This is a genomic window from uncultured Parolsenella sp. (assembly GCF_934660935.1).
Taxonomy (GTDB): Bacteria; Actinomycetota; Coriobacteriia; order Coriobacteriales; family Atopobiaceae; genus Parolsenella.
The window spans coordinates 47886-62658 of record NZ_CAKUIH010000006.1 but is presented as its reverse complement, the minus strand read 5'-3'; the positions used below and the strand labels follow the sequence as shown (position 1 = coordinate 62658).

The following is a 14773-nucleotide window of genomic DNA, read 5'->3' as shown; positions in this document are numbered from 1 at the left end:
CCCCTGGCAGGCAGTCACATAGAACGCTCGGCATTCGAGGGTCAGCCGCTTGGCTGACCCTCTTTTTTGCGATTGGGCAACAGGCGACGGCGCTCGAATATGCGGACGGCCAGGCCGAGCCAACAGCACGCAGTCGCTAGCCCTCGAAGTAGTGCATCTTGTTCGCGGGGAATCCCAGCGTCACGGAGAAGAACTCGCCCTCGGCCGAGTCGGCCGCGACCGAGACGCCCATCTTCCGGGCGAGGCGCGCGACGAGCCAAAGGCCAAGGCCCGTCGACTGCTTGCGGGCGCGGCCGTTGTCGCCCGTGAAGCCGCGCTCGAGCACGCGCGGCAGGTCCGCCGCACTCACGCCGCATCCGTTATCCCGCACGGTCAGTTCGACGCGCTCGTTCGCGAGGCCCTCGTCCAAGAGGCGCGCGTCAAACCAGACCTGAGGCCAGCCCTCGCAACCGGGGCGCACATAGCGGGCCGTGTTCTGGAGGAGCTGCCCCAGCATGAAGACGAGCCACTTGTCGTCCGTGAAGACCTTGAGGTCGAGGCCCTCGCCCAGGCGCGGCGTCACGCCGGCGGCGATGAGCAGATTCGCGTTGGCCTTGATGGCCGAGGCCACCATCTCGCGAAGCGAGTGGGATCGGACGAGGAAGTCGCGCTCGAGCGTCTCGGAGCGCGCGTAGAACAGCGCCTGCTCGACGTAGCGCTCGACGCGGGCGAGCTCGTCTTCGACCGAGCGCAGGCGCGGAACGACTGGCTCGACCTCGCGCGGGCAGACCGCGCACGCATCCGCGTCCTCCTCGAGGTTTGAGAGCGCCAGGCGCGCGGCGGTAATCGGGCTCTTTGCCTCGTGCACCCAGGTCTCGACGTAGGCGCGATACTCCTCGACGAAGCGACGCTGCTCGGCGACCTCGTCGTTGGCGGACTTCGCCACGGAGACAAGCGCGTCATAGGCCGCCTGGCCCTCGGGAAACTCCGGCCTGTCGATGAGCTCGGGCAAAAAGCGCGCGTTGTCAAGCGAGGAGCAGGTCTCGGAGAGGGAGTCCCAGAAGCCGCGCCCGCGGGCAAACCCCAGCGCAACGGCGACAACCGCCGAGACGAGCACGATCGAGCAAACGAACGCGACAAAGTCCGCGCCCATGCCGGAGATGCGCAGCACGAGCACGAGGAGGAGCTCGAGCGCCACGAGGACCAGAAGCTCCGGAACGCGCGAACGGATGTAGCTTTCCAACCTCATCGCTTACGCCCGGACCGAATAGCCCTGGCCACGATGGGTGACCACGAAGCCCTCGACGCCCACCTTGGCAAGCTGGGCGCGAAGGCGGTTCACGTTGACCGTGAGCGTGTTGTCGTCGACGAAGGCATCCGAGTCCCAGAGCTCACGCATGAGGTCCTCGCGCGAGACGATCGCGGGGGAACGGCGCATGAGCAGGCCCAGAATACGCATCTCGTTCTTGGTGAGCTCGACGGTCTTGCCGTTCGCAGCGGCGCAGGAGCGGGAGAGGTCGAGCGTCACGGCCCCGCGCTCGATGGTCGAGGCGGGCGTCGCAGCCTGGCCTGCGCGACGCAGCAGGGCCTGGATGTGAGCCACGAGCACGCGAGGGCTATAGGGCTTGGGCACGAAGTCGTCCGCGCCCAGCGTCATGGAGACCACCTCGTCCGCCTCGGTCACGCGGCTCGTGAGCACGATGACGGGAACGGAGGAGGTGGCGCGGATCTCGCGGCAGACGAGCTGGCCATCCGTGCCCGGAAGCGTGAGGTCGAGAAGGACGAGGTCCGGGGCGGCAGCGAGGGCGAGCTCGGCGGCGCGGGAGAAGTCCTCGCACGCCTCCGCCTCAAAGCCCTCGCGCTCGAGCATGCGAACGAGCTCGACGCGGATGCCTTCGTCGTCCTCTATGACATAGATTTTGGACAACGCTCCCCCAAACCAAACGCCGGCGGGCCGAAGCCCGCCGGACTGTACCAGCTACTAGTGACGGAAGTGCCTGGTTCCGGTGAACACCATGGCGATACCGTGCTCGTCACAGGCCTGGATGGACTCCTCGTCGCGGATGGAGCCGCCGGGCTGAATGATCGCGGTGATGCCGTGTTCGGCGAGGACGTCGACGTCATCGCGGAACGGCAGGAAGGCGTCGGACGCGGCGACCATGCCCTCGGTCGAGACGCCCATGCGCTCGCAGGCGGCCTCGGCGCGCTCGCAGGCGATGCGAGCGGAGTCCGTGCGATTGGGCTGGCCGGGACCCATACCGATACCGGCGCGACCCTTGGCGACGAGGATGGCGTTGGACTTCACGGCCTTGCAGACGCGCCAGGCGAACAGCAGGTCATCCATCTCGGCGTCCGTGGGCTTGCGCTTGGTGGGCACCGTGAAGGTCGCGGGGTCCTCGCTCACGTGGTCGATGTCCTGGACGAGGACGCCGCCGTCGACGGTGCGGACCTCGTGGCCGATCGTGCGGTCGACGCCACCAGTGGCAAGCACGCGCATGTTCTTGCGCTTCGAGAGGCGCTCGAGGGCCTCGGGCGTGTAGCTCGGGGCGATCATGACCTCGACGAACTGCTTGTTCACGTCGGCGAAGTGCTCACACAGCGACAGGGGCACCTCGCGGTTGACAGCAATGATGCCGCCATAGGCGGAGATGGGGTCGCAGGCGAAGGCACGATCATACGCCTCGGTGACGTCCGCGGCAGTGGCGGAACCACACGGATTCTGGTGCTTGAGGATGACCACCGCGGGCTCGTCGAACTCGCGGACGGCCGCCCAGGCGGCGTCGGCGTCGAGGATGTTGTTGTAGGAGAGCGGCTTGCCCTGGATCTGCTCGGCGCGGGCAAGCGAGTGCTCCGGCGCATCCGGGCTCACGTAGAAGGCGGCAGCCTGCTGCGGGTTCTCACCGTAGCGGAGGTCCTGCTCCTTCGTGGCGGTGAGGACGAACTTCTCGGGGAAGGCGCTCGTGGCCTCGCCCTCGGCGGAGGCCTTGGCGGCCTGCTCGCCCAGCCAGGCGGCGATGGCCGTGTCATAGGCGGCGGTGGTCTGGTAGACCTTCAGCTGCAGGCGGCGACGGGTCTCGAGCGTGGTGGCCCCGTCATTGGCGCGCATCTCGGCGAGGACGGCGTCGTAGTCCGCCGGGTCGCTGACGACGGTCACGGCGGCGGCGTTCTTGGCGGCGGAGCGGAGCATGGAGGGACCGCCGATGTCGATGTGCTCGATGGCGTCCGCGAAGGTGACGTCGGGCTTGGCGACGGTCTTCTCGAACTCATAGAGGTTGACGACGACGAGGTCAATCATGCCGATGCCATGCTCTGCGGCCTCGGCCATGTGCTTCTCGTCATCGCGGCGGGCAAGCAGGCCGCCGTGCACCTTGGGGTGCAGGGTCTTGACGCGACCATCCATCATCTCGGGGAATCCCGTGTACTGCTCGATGGGGACGACGTTGACGCCGGCGTCCGCGAGCACGCGAGCCGTGCCGCCGGTAGAAATCACCTCGACGCCGAACTCATCCTCGAGCGTCTTGACGAACTCGACGACACCGGTCTTGTCAGTGACCGAGACGAGCGCCCTCTTGATGGAACCCTGTGCCATGAAACCTCCTCGTTGATTGCTAGCAGTCCGGGAGCGGCCTCCGCCGAACACGTGCGGCGCCCGAAGGCGGTCGCTGGGGGATGCCCGTGGTTTCAACTCCCAACGCTTCATTGTGACGCATACGGCGCCTTCTCGCCCGTCCAGAACGCGAAAAACGGGTAGGCTTTTGGAATAGCACCAGAAACGGAGGAATTATGGCTTTGTTTGGCGACGGCATCACGTTCGAACCACTCACCGGAGATGACCTAGACGACATCGCAGGCCTTGCCGCGGACGCCTGGTATTCGCCCGACGGGTTGGGGGACATGACGAGCACCGCCATGGAGGGCACGTGGCTCGACGACTCCGAGCGTGACCGCGTGGCGCGCCTCATGGCGACCGATGAGATCGCCGCCTATCTCCAGGAGATGACATGGGGCGTGAAGGCCCTGCTCAAGGGCAGGATGGTTGGCGTCATCGTGACGCATGGCACCCACACGAGCGCAGAGACCGCCGAGCATTTCGGACACGTTGGCGCGGAGGCCCGCAAGCGCGCCGAGGAGCTCCTCACGGCAGCACGCGAGCGCGCGGAGCACCCGGACAACGTCGAGCCCACCGAACCCATCTACCTCGATGAGATCCGCGCCACGAAGGAGATGCGCGCCGAGGCGGACCTCGGCTCTATTCCGCGCATCCTCCTGCTCGTAGTCAGCGCGGAGGCGCGCGGCCACGGCCTTGGCAAGCGCCTCATCAACCGGGCGCTCGACCACTTCCGTCGCCACGGCGCCGAGCGCTACTGGCTCGTCACGGACACGGACTGCGATTGGTCCTTCTACGAGCACCTTGGCCTCGAGAGGCTCGCGGATCGCCCTGGCATGGTGCCTGGCGCCCCGGAGCATTACTTTGTCTACGGAGGCAGGGCCTAGGCGCCAGAAAACGCAAGCGCGATCAGCGTGCCGGATGTGGAATCTTGCAGGCTGCGTAACGTCGCGAGCGCCAGAGAGTACGAACACGACCGGCGTGCCTGATGCACCAGGCACGCCGGTCGCTCAGCAAAGGTCGCGAGGACGCGCGGGCGCGTTAGAACGCGCCGCCACCGCCGCCTCCGCCGCCACCTCCGCCACCACCGCCGGAGAATCCACCGCCGCCACCGCCGCCGGAGCTCGAGGAAGACGCGGCGAGGGCGGCGGTGCTTACGTTGTGGGCGCTGCCGAAGTCCGTGGTGAGGCAGCTGGAGGGCCTGTCGAGGCCGGCATAGCCATAGTCGTGGAGCCAACAGTAGCTGTAGAAGTACGGGCTCGCGAGGACCTCGGGTGCCGCGACCTTGAGCTGCTCGATCACGCGATCCGCAACGCCGAGGACGACGGCCATGACGAGCAGGCGATCCCACAGGGCGACGTCGCGAGGCACCGCCTCGTTGAGCAGCGTGAAGTCCTTGAGCCAGCGTTGGAGGGCCTCAAGCTTGCCCGCAAGCTCCATACCCTCGCGAGACATCGGCGCGAGCCTGGCGCACATGATGATGCCGACCGTCATCGCCACGATAGAGAGCACAAGCACGGCAATGCCCGCCAAGATGGCGTCATCAGCCAAGAGCGCAACGCCGCAGACCATGCCCACCAGGCCAAATAGCACGGAGAAGATGGCGAGGGGAACACGGCCGGTCACCTCTTCGCCATTGAAGAAGCCTCGCTTCTCCGCAGCCGCCTTGACCTCGTGCTCCCAGTCGCTCAGGGCCTCGCCATAGGTGGCGGGCGCCTTCTTGGCGGCGCGCTTGAAATCCGAGAAGCGCAGCGTGGAATAGCCGGCAGCGGGAGCCGTGCTCATCTTGCGGTCCTTGCCGCGGGGCGCCACGACGTCAAACATGAGATGCATCGCGGCGTCATCGATAGGGTCGGTCGCGACGCGCGTGCTGCGGGTGATCTGGTAGTCCTTCGCCCTACCCTTGCTATCGCAGATGAGGTCAAGGCCGATGATGCCATCGTCCGTGAGCTTCATGAGCGTGGCGGTGAAGCACTCGTTCGGAACCTTGCCGCCCTTCAGCAGCGCGCCGAGCACGGCGGGATGGTCTGCAGAGGGGACGTCGCGGAAATACTCGTCTGGGAAGGCTTTCCTGCGCATGCGCTTATAACGCCTCGTCAGGAAGAGCGTCAGACCTCCCGTCGCCGCGATCGAGATGCCACCCACGGTCCCGAAGATCGCAATCTCGAGGCGGGCGCGCTCGCGACGCTCATTCGCCTCGTCCGCCCAGCGCTGCTCGTCGCGCAGGATCGAAGACATGTGCTCGATAGAGCTGGGCACCATGCCCGTGAGCCACTCGACCGGGAAGGTCACGCGGGCCTCGGCGTACTCGCTCGTTCCCACGCCGGGGATGGTGTAGACGATCTCGGTGCCGTCGAAGGCGAGGGACGCGTCAAGCGGGCCATGGCCCCAGGCGCGAACGTTATCCTCGGAGCGCACCGTCTCACCAGCGGGGACGGGGAGGTGGACGCGATAGGTGACGCTGTCAGAGGGCACGTCCCAGCCGTTCGAGACGAGCTTCCAGTAGAGCTCGCCCGTATCGGCCCAGGCGTTGACCACGTTGGTGACGGTGTAGGTGATGCGCACCGTGGCAGATTCGTCCTCGTGCGAGGAGAAGATCTTCACCTTGAGCGCGCTGCCGCTATCCGTGAGCTGATAGGTACCATCAGCCCCCGAATCAGACTCGGTGAAGCTACCCAGCTCGGGAGAGGACAGGTCCTCCACTGCGATGTTGGTGATGCTCACGTCACCAGAGTTGTTGGTGGTGGCAACGGGCCCGCGCTTCGAGAGGTTCCAGTAGACGCCATGGAAAGACCCGTCGAAGTCGAAGGTTCGCTCCTCGGCGACCGTAATCGACCCGTCCGTGTTGACGGTTAGGTCCCCAACAACCTCGTCAATCGAATACTCGCGCGCCTGCGCCGGCGTGGGCGCGAGGACGAGGGCAAGCGCGAGAAGCGCGATGACGGGGACAAGCGTCCCGGCTACCCCGCGCCACCTCTTGCAAGACATAGCCATGTGGCTCCCTTGAACGGGCCAGTGTTGGCCACATGGTACCCGATGGAGGGCGACGTCAGCCTGCGGGCGGGAACACGGCGGCGCAAAAGAAAAGCCCCGCGGAGACGAATCCCTGCGGGGCTGCGCGTTCTGGCGGAGAGCTGGGGATTCGAACCCCAGATACCCTTGGGGGGTATACTCGCTTAGCAGGCGAGCACCTTCGGCCTCTCGGTCAGCTCTCCGTAAAAGGTGCTAGAGAATCATACCTCACACCGGCAAAACTGCAAGGGTTTCCTCACACGAAAGACAAGAAGTCTTCGTCCACCACGATATCCTCGCGATGACTGGCGACCGTCCCCCACGAAAAACGGGGCACGAGGGCATCCGCAGTCAGGCTCTCCCCCGCCTCGGCAAGGCCCAGACGGCTCGCGATGGCGCCAATCAGAGGACCGGGGGTCTCAAAACGCTCGCGGAGAGCGCCCAGATCGAGGTCTCGCTCGCGCTTGGAGAGACGGCGACCGTCCGGCGCCACAAGCAGCGGCACGTGGCCATACTCCGGATTGCCGTAGCCCAACAGGCTCTGGAGATACATCTGACGAGGCGCGGAACCCAACAGGTCACGCCCGCGGACCACCTGCGTGACGCCCATCTCCGCGTCATCGACAACCACGGCAAGCTGATAGGCGACCACGCCGTCGCTTCTCCGCACGAGAAAGTCCCCGCACTCGTGTGCCAGCACCTCGCGTTGCGCCCCATAGGCGAGGTCACAGAAGTCGATGGTGCCCGCGGGATCGGCGGCGTCGGGCACCCGCAGGCGCGTCGCCGGGGGACGTGCGACAGCTCGCGCCGCAACTTCATCGGCAGAAAGACCACGACACGTACCGGCATAGACATAGGTGCCGTCGCTCGCGTGGGGCGCCGTCGCGGCGTGGAGCTCGCTCCGCGTGCAGAAGCACGGATACGTGAGCCGCAGGCCCTTCGAACCGGCCTCTATGCCGCTGCCGCCGAGGCGGTCAATCGCGGCGGCGTAGACCTCGGCGCGCTCGCTCTGCCAGAAGGGGCCCTCGTCCCAGTCAAGGCCAAGCCAGTTCAGGTCATCCATGATAAGCCGGGCTGCCTCGCGACTCTGGGCGCGAGGGTCGAGGTCCTCGATGCGGAGGATCATACGTCCGCCCGCAGAGCGAGCCGACAGCCACGCCAAGAGACACGATGCAACGTTTCCCAGGTGCATGCGCCCGGACGGCGTGGGCGCAAAACGCCCGACGACGCGCTTGGGCGCCGTCGGGCGTGCGATGTTGGTGTCAGGAGCGATATTCATGTCGCCCAGTATGGCACATGCGGGACGAGCGCCGTGGCACGGCGTCTCGAGCGACACGAGGTATTGGCGGTGGAGACTACATCGGCAGCGTGGTCTGCGCGATATAAGTGCGCGTGGCGTACTCGCGATCAAGATCGTACAGGCCCTTGGGGTCAGTGCCGAAGAGCTTCATGTTGCTGATCATGTCGCGCGCGTTGGCCTCTTCCTCGCCCTGCTCCTTCACGAACCAGTCGAGCATCTGCATGGCGCGAATGTCGTGGGCCTCCTGGGCGACCTCGTAGCAGTGGTGGATGAGGCTCGTGACGTACTCCTCGTGCTCGAGGCCGGCCTCGAGCGGCTCGAGGTCGTTGGAGAAGGTCTTGTCGGGCTTGTCGATGGCCTCCATCGTGGGCTTGTAGTCATTGTCGAGCAGATAGCGACGGAGAGCCTTAGCGTGGTCCGTCTCCTCCTGGACCTGAATCATGTACCAGTTGGCAAAGCCCTTGAGGCCGCGGTCCTCGTAGTAGTCAGCAAAGGTGAGATAGAGATAGGCGCTGTAGAGCTCCTTGTTGATCTGGTCCTCAAGCACCTTGGCGACGTTCTCGTTGATAGCCATGGAGTCTTCCTTCCAACGTATTGAACGGACTGTTGATCCGATTGCATGCATACCCAAATGCCCGCGTGTCATGCTCGCCATACGAGATTCCCAACAAAGAAGATCCCCTACGGGTGCAAAGACACGCGCCTTCTATTCTCCCCCAAGATCAGCCATTGGTGTCTGATTGGAAAACCCCTGCTCAAGGACGTTGCTCAAAAATTTTTTACTGAATTTCGAAAAAGTACTTGACGAAGGGTAGGTCGAATGCGAGTATATCTAACTGCGCTGCGGCATTAGCTCAGCTGGATAGAGCGTTTGACTACGAATCAAAAGGTCATAGGTTCGAATCCTATATGCCGCACCATTAAAAAGACGCAGGTGGTTGTCTTCGGACGGCCACCTGCTTTTTTGTATCGCGGCAAAGCCATCTTCCAGCTTGAATAGAGCCGAGACGAATAGAGCCGAGGTGCCTCGCTCCAAATAGAGCCAAGCCTCCCCTGGCCTAGGAAAGCGCCAGGGGGCTCGGCCGGAGCGTCAATCACGCCCACGCACGGGCCCAGCAGACAGCCCATCGCAAGTGGCTATTCGAACAAGGCTCCCATCAGTGCCTCGTCTCCCTCGAGGCGAACCGCCGTTGCATCCGGGCCAAACGCTCGATAGGCATAGGGCACCTTCGCCGCATCAAGGATGTCGAGGAGATCCGAAAACTGCACCTCATCATCCGCGAAGAGCGCCGTGAGCAGTGCGGGCAGAGTCCTCTCAACGCTGGGGAGGGGGCCGGCCAGCACCTCAATGAGCGCAGGCAGATTCTGGGCCGTCACACACGCGCAGCCAATATGCCACGGCGCATCATAGACATCAAGCGTGGTATCGCCCTCCGTACGGCAAACGACAAGCACGCCTTCTGGCTTCTCGACAAGGCCCACCTGGACCGTCTCCCGAGAAGAGCAACGCCTTGCCAGAACCGTGCATCCATCAGACGTGATCGTGATGTCGCGCATACCATCTCCCATCTCTTGGCCTCTGATAGACAGAGGATACAGCCCCTATCTGACACTAAATCGAACTAATGTTTGCTTACGCAAACGCTCTACCTCGTGTTATCCATTCCAGATTAGTCATAAAAAGAGGGGCTGCCGCCTAAGCGACAGCCCCTCCTCAAAAAATCGCACTCGCTACGCCGCGAATCTAGCGTGGCTGAACCCATCTAGTCGATAGAGACCTTGGTGACGTTGGCCTTCTCGTCCTGCTTCGGGACGTTGACGGTCAGGACGCCATCGGCGAGCTTGGCGGACAGGCCACTCGTAGCAGCATCCTTCAGGAAGACGCCGCGCGTGCAGGTGTACTCGCCGGTCTCGCGCTGCAGGTAGTTCTTTGCCTTCTGCTCGTCAGAGTCCTTCTTATCAACCGTGATGGAAAGACGGCCCTCGTTGAGCTCGACATCGATCTGATCGCGCGTGACGCCAGGAACGTGAGCGCTGACCACATAGGCATCGCCAGCATCCTCGACATCCATCTTGAAGTCTACCGCCGCAGTGGCCGGAGCGAGGAAGCTATCGAAGACGTCGTCGAACGGGAAAGCCACACGCGCGAGACGGTTGTAACGATCATACGGAATCATGCTTGCCATGGTTACCACTCCTTTTGTGGTTGTGGGCACCTCGCATTGCCTGTGCCCCTTGTGTCGCTGGTATATGTTCCCGCGACGATTGTTTCTAAACACGTCAATACAAGATTTCTTAGTCTTTTTTGCTAATAAAATCTAAGTCTGTCTATATAAGGTCTCATAAGAGAACAAGAGCCCGTGCAAGCTTCCGTCGCTCCGCCGCCCTCCCCTCCCCGCTCCAACGCCACGCCCACGCGGCACATTCGCGTCGAGACGTACGAACGGCACTATCCCGGCATGGGTAAAGGTCATGAGAAATTGAGCCATACCAGCCCTGAGGGGGTACACTCACAGGGACTGAGACATGCTCCAAAAGGGGACTGGAATGACGAACGATCAAGACCGCAATTCCACGGATGAAATCGACGCTATGGGCGCCGGGGCACAGGAACCCTCTGGGGAGGGCCAAGAGGAGCGTCCCGCATATTCGCAGGAGTCTTTTGAGCGAGATGGCGAGGGGCGTCCCGCGTACGTGCGTCAACCCAAGCCTCATCGCCGCCAGCCGCCTGTGAATGACCTCCAGGCGGACGAGGCCTACGAGAACAACTACTCCTTCGACTCGAGCTACACGCTCAAGAATCGCGTCGCGCCCTCAAGGGGCGCCTATCGCCACTCCCGCTCCCAGCAGGAGAAGGTGCGCCAGGAGCTCAAATACGGCCAGTATCTCTCCGTCCCAAAAGGCAACCGCGAGATCTTCGGCTCGCATGAAAAGGAGCAGAAGCGCCACATCGTGATCATCGGCATCGCCGTGGTGGCCATCGTTGCGATCCTGCTCATCATTTTCTGGCCCAAGTAGGGCGTCGCAACACACGGGCAAGAGGGCCGAAGGCGTGGGATTTCCGCTCAGAAGACGTTGAGTCCCCATCAAAGCCCCTTTTCGGCCCGCCCCGCCCATAGAATGCAAAGAGCCCGCCAGCCGGCGTAAAACCGGTCTGACGGGCTCTCTTATGTGTTACGGCCCTAATAGGCGCAGCGGCTGCGTGGCCACGGGGCGCGGCAGCGCGGTGAATGCTGCGGCGCGGCGCGGAGCGGTGGCCGCAGGGCTAGCGGGGATGTCTCCTCGCTACTACGACCACGGGTCGCGCTCAAAGAGGGGCTCGGGCGTCGGCCTGCGATCCGAGAAGGGGTCGTAGCCGTCGTCATCCTCGTTCTCCGCACGGAGGAACGGGTCGGTCGCGGGCGTCTTGCGCGCCTCGGGCCGTGCAGCACCGGCGTCAGAAGCGCCGGCCTGCGTCGCGGGGCTCTCCATCAAATCGTCCGGGATAGCCACTACTCCACCTCATCTGCCGTGACGGGTACGCCTGACGCGGCGGCGCGCTCGGCGAAGAACTCGTTGTTGCCGCGGACATCGATCTTAACCGAGTCGCCCTCGTGGAGCTCGCCGGCGATGATGAGGTTGGCGACGTTGTCCACGACCTGGCGCTGAATCAGGCGCTTGAGCGGGCGCGCGCCATAGACCGGGTCGAGGCCATCGAGGGCCAGCGCCTCGATCGCGGCAGGCGTGAGCGTAAGCGAGATGCGCTCGTTATCGAGACGCTCGCGAACGCCCTTGAGCTGAATGTCCACGATCTTCTCGATGTCTGCCAGACCAAGCGGATGGAAGACGACGATGTCATCGATACGGTTCAGGAACTCCGGCTTGAAGGTAGCGCGAAGGGCGTCATTGACCTTCCGGTCGACGACGGCCTTGTCTTCTCCGTTCTGCTCGCCCGCGGCGATCACCTGGCTTCCGACGTTACTCGTCATGATGATGATCGTGTTCTTGAAGCTCACGACACGACCCTGGCCATCAGTCAGGCGACCATCGTCAAGCACCTGCAGAAGGATATTGAAGACGTCGGGGTGTGCCTTCTCCATCTCGTCCATGAGGATGACGGAGTACGGGCGACGACGCACGACCTCGGTCAGCTGACCGCCCTCGTCATAGCCCACGTATCCGGGAGGGGCACCGATGAGGCGCTGGACGCTGAACTTCTCCATGTACTCAGACATGTCGATGCGCACGAGGGCGCGCTCGTCATCGAACAGGTAGTCCGCGAGTGCCTTCGCGAGCTCGGTCTTGCCGACGCCGGTGGGGCCGAGGAAGAAGAAGCTGCCGAGCGGGCGATTTGGGTCCGCAAGGCCGGCACGGCTGCGGCGCACGGCCGCGGCGACCGCGTTCACGGCGGCGTCCTGGCCCACGACGCGCTTGTGCAGCTCCGCCTCGAGGTTCTGGAGCTTCTCGACCTCGCCCTGCATCATCTTCGACACGGGCACGCCGGTCCAGGCGCTCACGACCTCGGCGATCTCCTCGCTCGTGACCTCCTCCTTGAGAAGGCCGCCCTCCTGCTGCTTGGCGGTGAGGGCCGCCTCCGCCTCGTCATAACGCCTCTGCAGCTCCGGGATCGTGGAGTAGCGAAGCTCCGAGGCATGGGCGAGGTCACCCGCACGGGTGGCGCGTTCCTCCTCGGTCTTCGCGTCATCGATCCGACGCTTGAGGTCCTGCACCTGGTCGATGGCACCCTTCTCGTTCTGCCACTTGGCCTTCATACCATCGAGCTTCTCGCGGGTGGTGGCAATCTCCTTGCGGAGGGTCTCGAGGCGCTCCTTGCTGGCGGCGTCCTCCTCCTTCATGAGGGCCTGCTCCTCGATCTGCATCTGGGTGAGCTGGCGGTCGACGGCGTCGATGTCCGACGGCATGCTGTCGAGCTCCATGCGCAGACGGCTCGCCGCCTCATCGACCAGGTCAATCGCCTTGTCAGGGAGGAATCGGTCCGCAATGTAGCGGTTGGAGAGGTCTGCGGCGGAGACGAGGGCGGCGTCGGTAATGCGCACGCCGTGGTGCATCTCGTACTTCTCCTTCAGGCCGCGCAGGATGGAGATGGTGTCCTCCACCGTGGGCTCCGACACGAGCACCGTCTGGAAACGACGGGCGAGGGCAGCGTCCTTCTCGATGTACTTGCGGTACTCGTCAAGCGTCGTGGCACCGATCGCGTGGAGCTCGCCGCGGGCCAGGGCCGGCTTCAGGATGTTGCCGGCATCCATGGAGCCCTCCGTCGCGCCCGCACCGACGATAGTGTGGAGCTCATCGATGAACAGGATGACGCGGCCGTCTGCCTTTGCGACCTCCTTGAGCACGCTCTTGAGACGGTCCTCGAACTCGCCACGGTACTTGGCACCGGCAACCAGGGCGCTCATGTCGAGCTCAACGAGCTCCTTATCCTTCAACGTGGAAGGAACGTCGCCCGCGACGATACGCTCTGCGAGGCCCTCGACGATGGCGGTCTTGCCCACGCCGGGCTCGCCGATGAGCACGGGGTTGTTCTTGGTGCGGCGCGAGAGCACCTGGATGGTGCGGCGAATCTCCTCGACACGGCCGATGACCGGGTCGAGCTTGCCCTGGCGGGCGAGGTCCGTCACGTTGCGGCCGTAGCGCTCGAGCGCCTCGAACTCCGGCTTGGAATCCTGGCTGGTCACGCGCTCGTCACCGCGGAGGTCGTTGTAGGCCTCCTGGATGCGCTTGCCCGTGAGGCCCGCATCCTTGAGGATGCGGCCGGCGTCAGAGCGATCGTCCGCAAGGGCGCAGAGGAGGTGCTCGCTCGTGACGTAGGAGTCACCCATCTTGGTGGCGAGCTTCTCCGCGGCGTCAACGACCTTGACGAATTCGTTGGCGAGACCAACCTGCTGACCCGAACCGCTTACCCTGGGCTCGCGCGCGATCTGGTCATCGACCGCCTTCGCGACGGCGTCAGGATCCGCCCCGACACGCTCGATGATGGAGCTCAGGTTGCGCTCCCCGGAGTCGAGCAGGGCCTTGAGCAGGTGGATGGACTCGACGGAGCCCGCCTGTGCATCCGAGGCGATGCCGATGGCGGCCTGAAGAGCCTCCTGGGCCGTGACGGCCATTTTATCTAGCCTCATAGTTATCACCTCTCTTGGGCGCCCGCCGCGACGGTATCCCCGCGGTGGGCTCGCTGTTTATCGCTGTTGATTGTACCCCGCACGCGCCGCCCGCAAACATAAATCTAAGTGCCGCTGCTATAGATTTCCTAACCTTGTAACACGCAGGGTTTGCAAGTTGACAAAGGGACAGTCCCTTTGTCAACTCAACCTGAAAAAGGGACTGTCCCTTTTTCAGGTTTTGCAGGTCGCGCGGATAGCAAGGCCGCGGCACCCGGGAGGGGCGCCGCGGCCTGGTATTGCGGATATCTTGAAGGCGCTATTCGTCTTGTGGCTTCTCGACACTGCCGCCGAGAAGACCGCGCATGACCTTCTCGGGCGTCATGCCCTCGTAAGGGGCGAGAGCCGTGATGCGCTCGCGGGTCTTGAACTCGCGCACCTGGTCCTCGAGTTCGCGCACACGGTCGCGAAGCTCGTCAATCTCGCGCTCCATCTCCTCCTCGTGCTCGCGCATGTCGAGGATGCGCACCACACCGGCGAGGTTAATGCCCTCGTCAGTGAGACGGCCGATGAGCTCAAGGCGCTCGATGTCAGCCTGGGAGTACAGGCGGGTATTGCCGCGAGAGCGACCGGGGTTCACGAGGCCCTTCTGCTCGTAGACGCGCAACGTCTGCGGGTGCATGCCCGTGAGCTCGGCGGCGACACTGATCATGTAGAGCGGCTTGTTGCGGCTCTCCTCTTTCTTGTGGGCCATGGTGGCCCTCCCTCTCCCAG

At 64.0% G+C, this 14773-nt stretch carries 13 protein-coding genes and 2 tRNA genes; 3 read left to right on the top strand and 12 right to left on the bottom strand.

Translation table 11 applies throughout. From position 1 onward, the window contains the following. Positions 1–136: 136 nt before the first annotated feature. Genes Q0H23_RS04455 through purH form a run of 3 tightly spaced genes read right to left on the bottom strand, consistent with a single transcriptional unit; the run spans position 137 to position 3568 of the window. On the bottom strand, positions 137–1228 hold the full coding sequence (locus tag Q0H23_RS04455; RefSeq protein ID WP_293836157.1) for a sensor histidine kinase: 1092 nt from the start codon (positions 1226–1228) through the stop codon (positions 137–139). 3 nt (positions 1229–1231) lie between these two features. Beyond that, the gene (locus Q0H23_RS04450; protein WP_293836154.1) at positions 1232–1906 is read right to left on the bottom strand and encodes a response regulator transcription factor; all 675 of its coding nucleotides are present in this window, start codon (positions 1904–1906) and stop codon (positions 1232–1234) included. Between the two features lie 54 nt (positions 1907–1960). Continuing rightward, entirely contained in the window at positions 1961–3568 is a 1608-nt protein-coding gene (gene purH, locus Q0H23_RS04445) for a bifunctional phosphoribosylaminoimidazolecarboxamide formyltransferase/IMP cyclohydrolase (RefSeq protein WP_293836151.1), read from the bottom strand. Positions 3569–3762: 194 nt separating this feature from the next. On the opposite strand from purH, the gene Q0H23_RS04440 reads away from it, so the two are divergent. After that, the gene (locus Q0H23_RS04440; RefSeq protein WP_293836149.1) at positions 3763–4473 is read left to right on the top strand and encodes a GNAT family N-acetyltransferase; all 711 of its coding nucleotides are present in this window, start codon (positions 3763–3765) and stop codon (positions 4471–4473) included. A gap of 154 nt (positions 4474–4627) precedes the next feature. Here the strand turns inward: Q0H23_RS04440 and Q0H23_RS04435 are convergent, their stop codons facing one another. The 4 genes from Q0H23_RS04435 to Q0H23_RS04420 all read right to left on the bottom strand — a co-directional run bounded on the left by Q0H23_RS04435 (position 4628) and on the right by Q0H23_RS04420 (position 8472). After that, positions 4628–6580: a DUF2207 domain-containing protein gene (locus tag Q0H23_RS04435; protein ID WP_293836147.1), complete on the bottom strand. Its 1953-nt coding sequence runs from the start codon at positions 6578–6580 to the stop codon at positions 4628–4630. 130 nt (positions 6581–6710) lie between these two features. Further along, positions 6711–6801 (bottom strand) — tRNA-Ser (locus Q0H23_RS04430). Positions 6802–6854: 53 nt separating this feature from the next. Beyond that, complete coding sequence (gene gluQRS, locus Q0H23_RS04425; protein WP_293836144.1) at positions 6855–7877, bottom strand: tRNA glutamyl-Q(34) synthetase GluQRS; 1023 nt, start codon at positions 7875–7877, stop codon at positions 6855–6857. A gap of 76 nt (positions 7878–7953) precedes the next feature. Continuing rightward, positions 7954–8472, bottom strand: a complete 519-nt coding sequence (locus tag Q0H23_RS04420; protein ID WP_293814735.1) for a ferritin — start codon at positions 8470–8472, stop codon at positions 7954–7956. 269 nt (positions 8473–8741) lie between these two features. Here Q0H23_RS04420 and Q0H23_RS04415 point away from each other — a divergent pair. Further along, positions 8742–8818, top strand: a tRNA-Arg gene (locus tag Q0H23_RS04415). A gap of 217 nt (positions 8819–9035) precedes the next feature. Here Q0H23_RS04415 and Q0H23_RS04410 read toward each other — a convergent pair. Beyond that, positions 9036–9455 carry a hypothetical protein gene (locus tag Q0H23_RS04410; RefSeq protein WP_293836141.1) on the bottom strand — a complete coding sequence of 140 codons (420 nt, stop codon included), beginning with the start codon at positions 9453–9455 and terminating at the stop codon, positions 9036–9038. 206 nt (positions 9456–9661) lie between these two features. Then, a complete protein-coding gene (locus tag Q0H23_RS04405) occupies positions 9662–10084 on the bottom strand; it encodes an Hsp20 family protein (RefSeq protein ID WP_293836137.1) in 423 nt (140 codons plus the stop codon). Positions 10085–10445: 361 nt separating this feature from the next. Here Q0H23_RS04405 and Q0H23_RS04400 point away from each other — a divergent pair, with 361 nt between their 5' ends. Beyond that, the gene (locus tag Q0H23_RS04400; RefSeq protein WP_293836135.1) at positions 10446–10916 is read left to right on the top strand and encodes a hypothetical protein; all 471 of its coding nucleotides are present in this window, start codon (positions 10446–10448) and stop codon (positions 10914–10916) included. A 270-nt stretch (positions 10917–11186) separates the two neighbouring features. On the opposite strand, the gene Q0H23_RS04395 is transcribed toward Q0H23_RS04400, so the two are convergent. The 3 genes from Q0H23_RS04395 to Q0H23_RS04385 form a co-directional block, all read right to left on the bottom strand. Beyond that, positions 11187–11390 carry a hypothetical protein gene (locus tag Q0H23_RS04395; protein WP_293836133.1) on the bottom strand — a complete coding sequence of 68 codons (204 nt, stop codon included), beginning with the start codon at positions 11388–11390 and terminating at the stop codon, positions 11187–11189. Beyond that, positions 11390–14020, bottom strand: a complete 2631-nt coding sequence (clpB, locus tag Q0H23_RS04390) for an ATP-dependent chaperone ClpB (protein WP_293836130.1) — start codon at positions 14018–14020, stop codon at positions 11390–11392. Before clpB ends, Q0H23_RS04395 begins: the two co-directional genes overlap by 1 nt. A gap of 298 nt (positions 14021–14318) precedes the next feature. Further along, on the bottom strand, positions 14319–14753 hold the full coding sequence (locus Q0H23_RS04385; protein ID WP_293836128.1) for a MerR family transcriptional regulator: 435 nt from the start codon (positions 14751–14753) through the stop codon (positions 14319–14321). Positions 14754–14773 lie beyond the last annotated feature (20 nt).

Bases quoted from the DNA above. Each gene is read 5' to 3' on its own strand.
- Q0H23_RS04455 (WP_293836157.1), bottom strand. From the start codon at position 1,228: ATGAGGTTGGAAAGCTACATCCGTTCGCGCGTTCCGGAGCTTCTGGTC.
- purH (WP_293836151.1), bottom strand. From the start codon at position 3,568: ATGGCACAGGGTTCCATCAAGAGGGCGCTCGTCTCGGTCACTGACAAG.
- Q0H23_RS04440 (WP_293836149.1), top strand. From the start codon at position 3,763: ATGGCTTTGTTTGGCGACGGCATCACGTTCGAACCACTCACCGGAGAT.
- Q0H23_RS04435 (WP_293836147.1), bottom strand. From the start codon at position 6,580: ATGGCTATGTCTTGCAAGAGGTGGCGCGGGGTAGCCGGGACGCTTGTC.
- gluQRS (WP_293836144.1), bottom strand. From the start codon at position 7,877: ATGAATATCGCTCCTGACACCAACATCGCACGCCCGACGGCGCCCAAG.
- Q0H23_RS04420 (WP_293814735.1), bottom strand. From the start codon at position 8,472: ATGGCTATCAACGAGAACGTCGCCAAGGTGCTTGAGGACCAGATCAAC.
- Q0H23_RS04410 (WP_293836141.1), bottom strand. From the start codon at position 9,455: ATGCGCGACATCACGATCACGTCTGATGGATGCACGGTTCTGGCAAGG.
- Q0H23_RS04405 (WP_293836137.1), bottom strand. From the start codon at position 10,084: ATGGCAAGCATGATTCCGTATGATCGTTACAACCGTCTCGCGCGTGTG.
- Q0H23_RS04400 (WP_293836135.1), top strand. From the start codon at position 10,446: ATGACGAACGATCAAGACCGCAATTCCACGGATGAAATCGACGCTATG.
- clpB (WP_293836130.1), bottom strand. From the start codon at position 14,020: ATGAGGCTAGATAAAATGGCCGTCACGGCCCAGGAGGCTCTTCAGGCC.
- Q0H23_RS04385 (WP_293836128.1), bottom strand. From the start codon at position 14,753: ATGGCCCACAAGAAAGAGGAGAGCCGCAACAAGCCGCTCTACATGATC.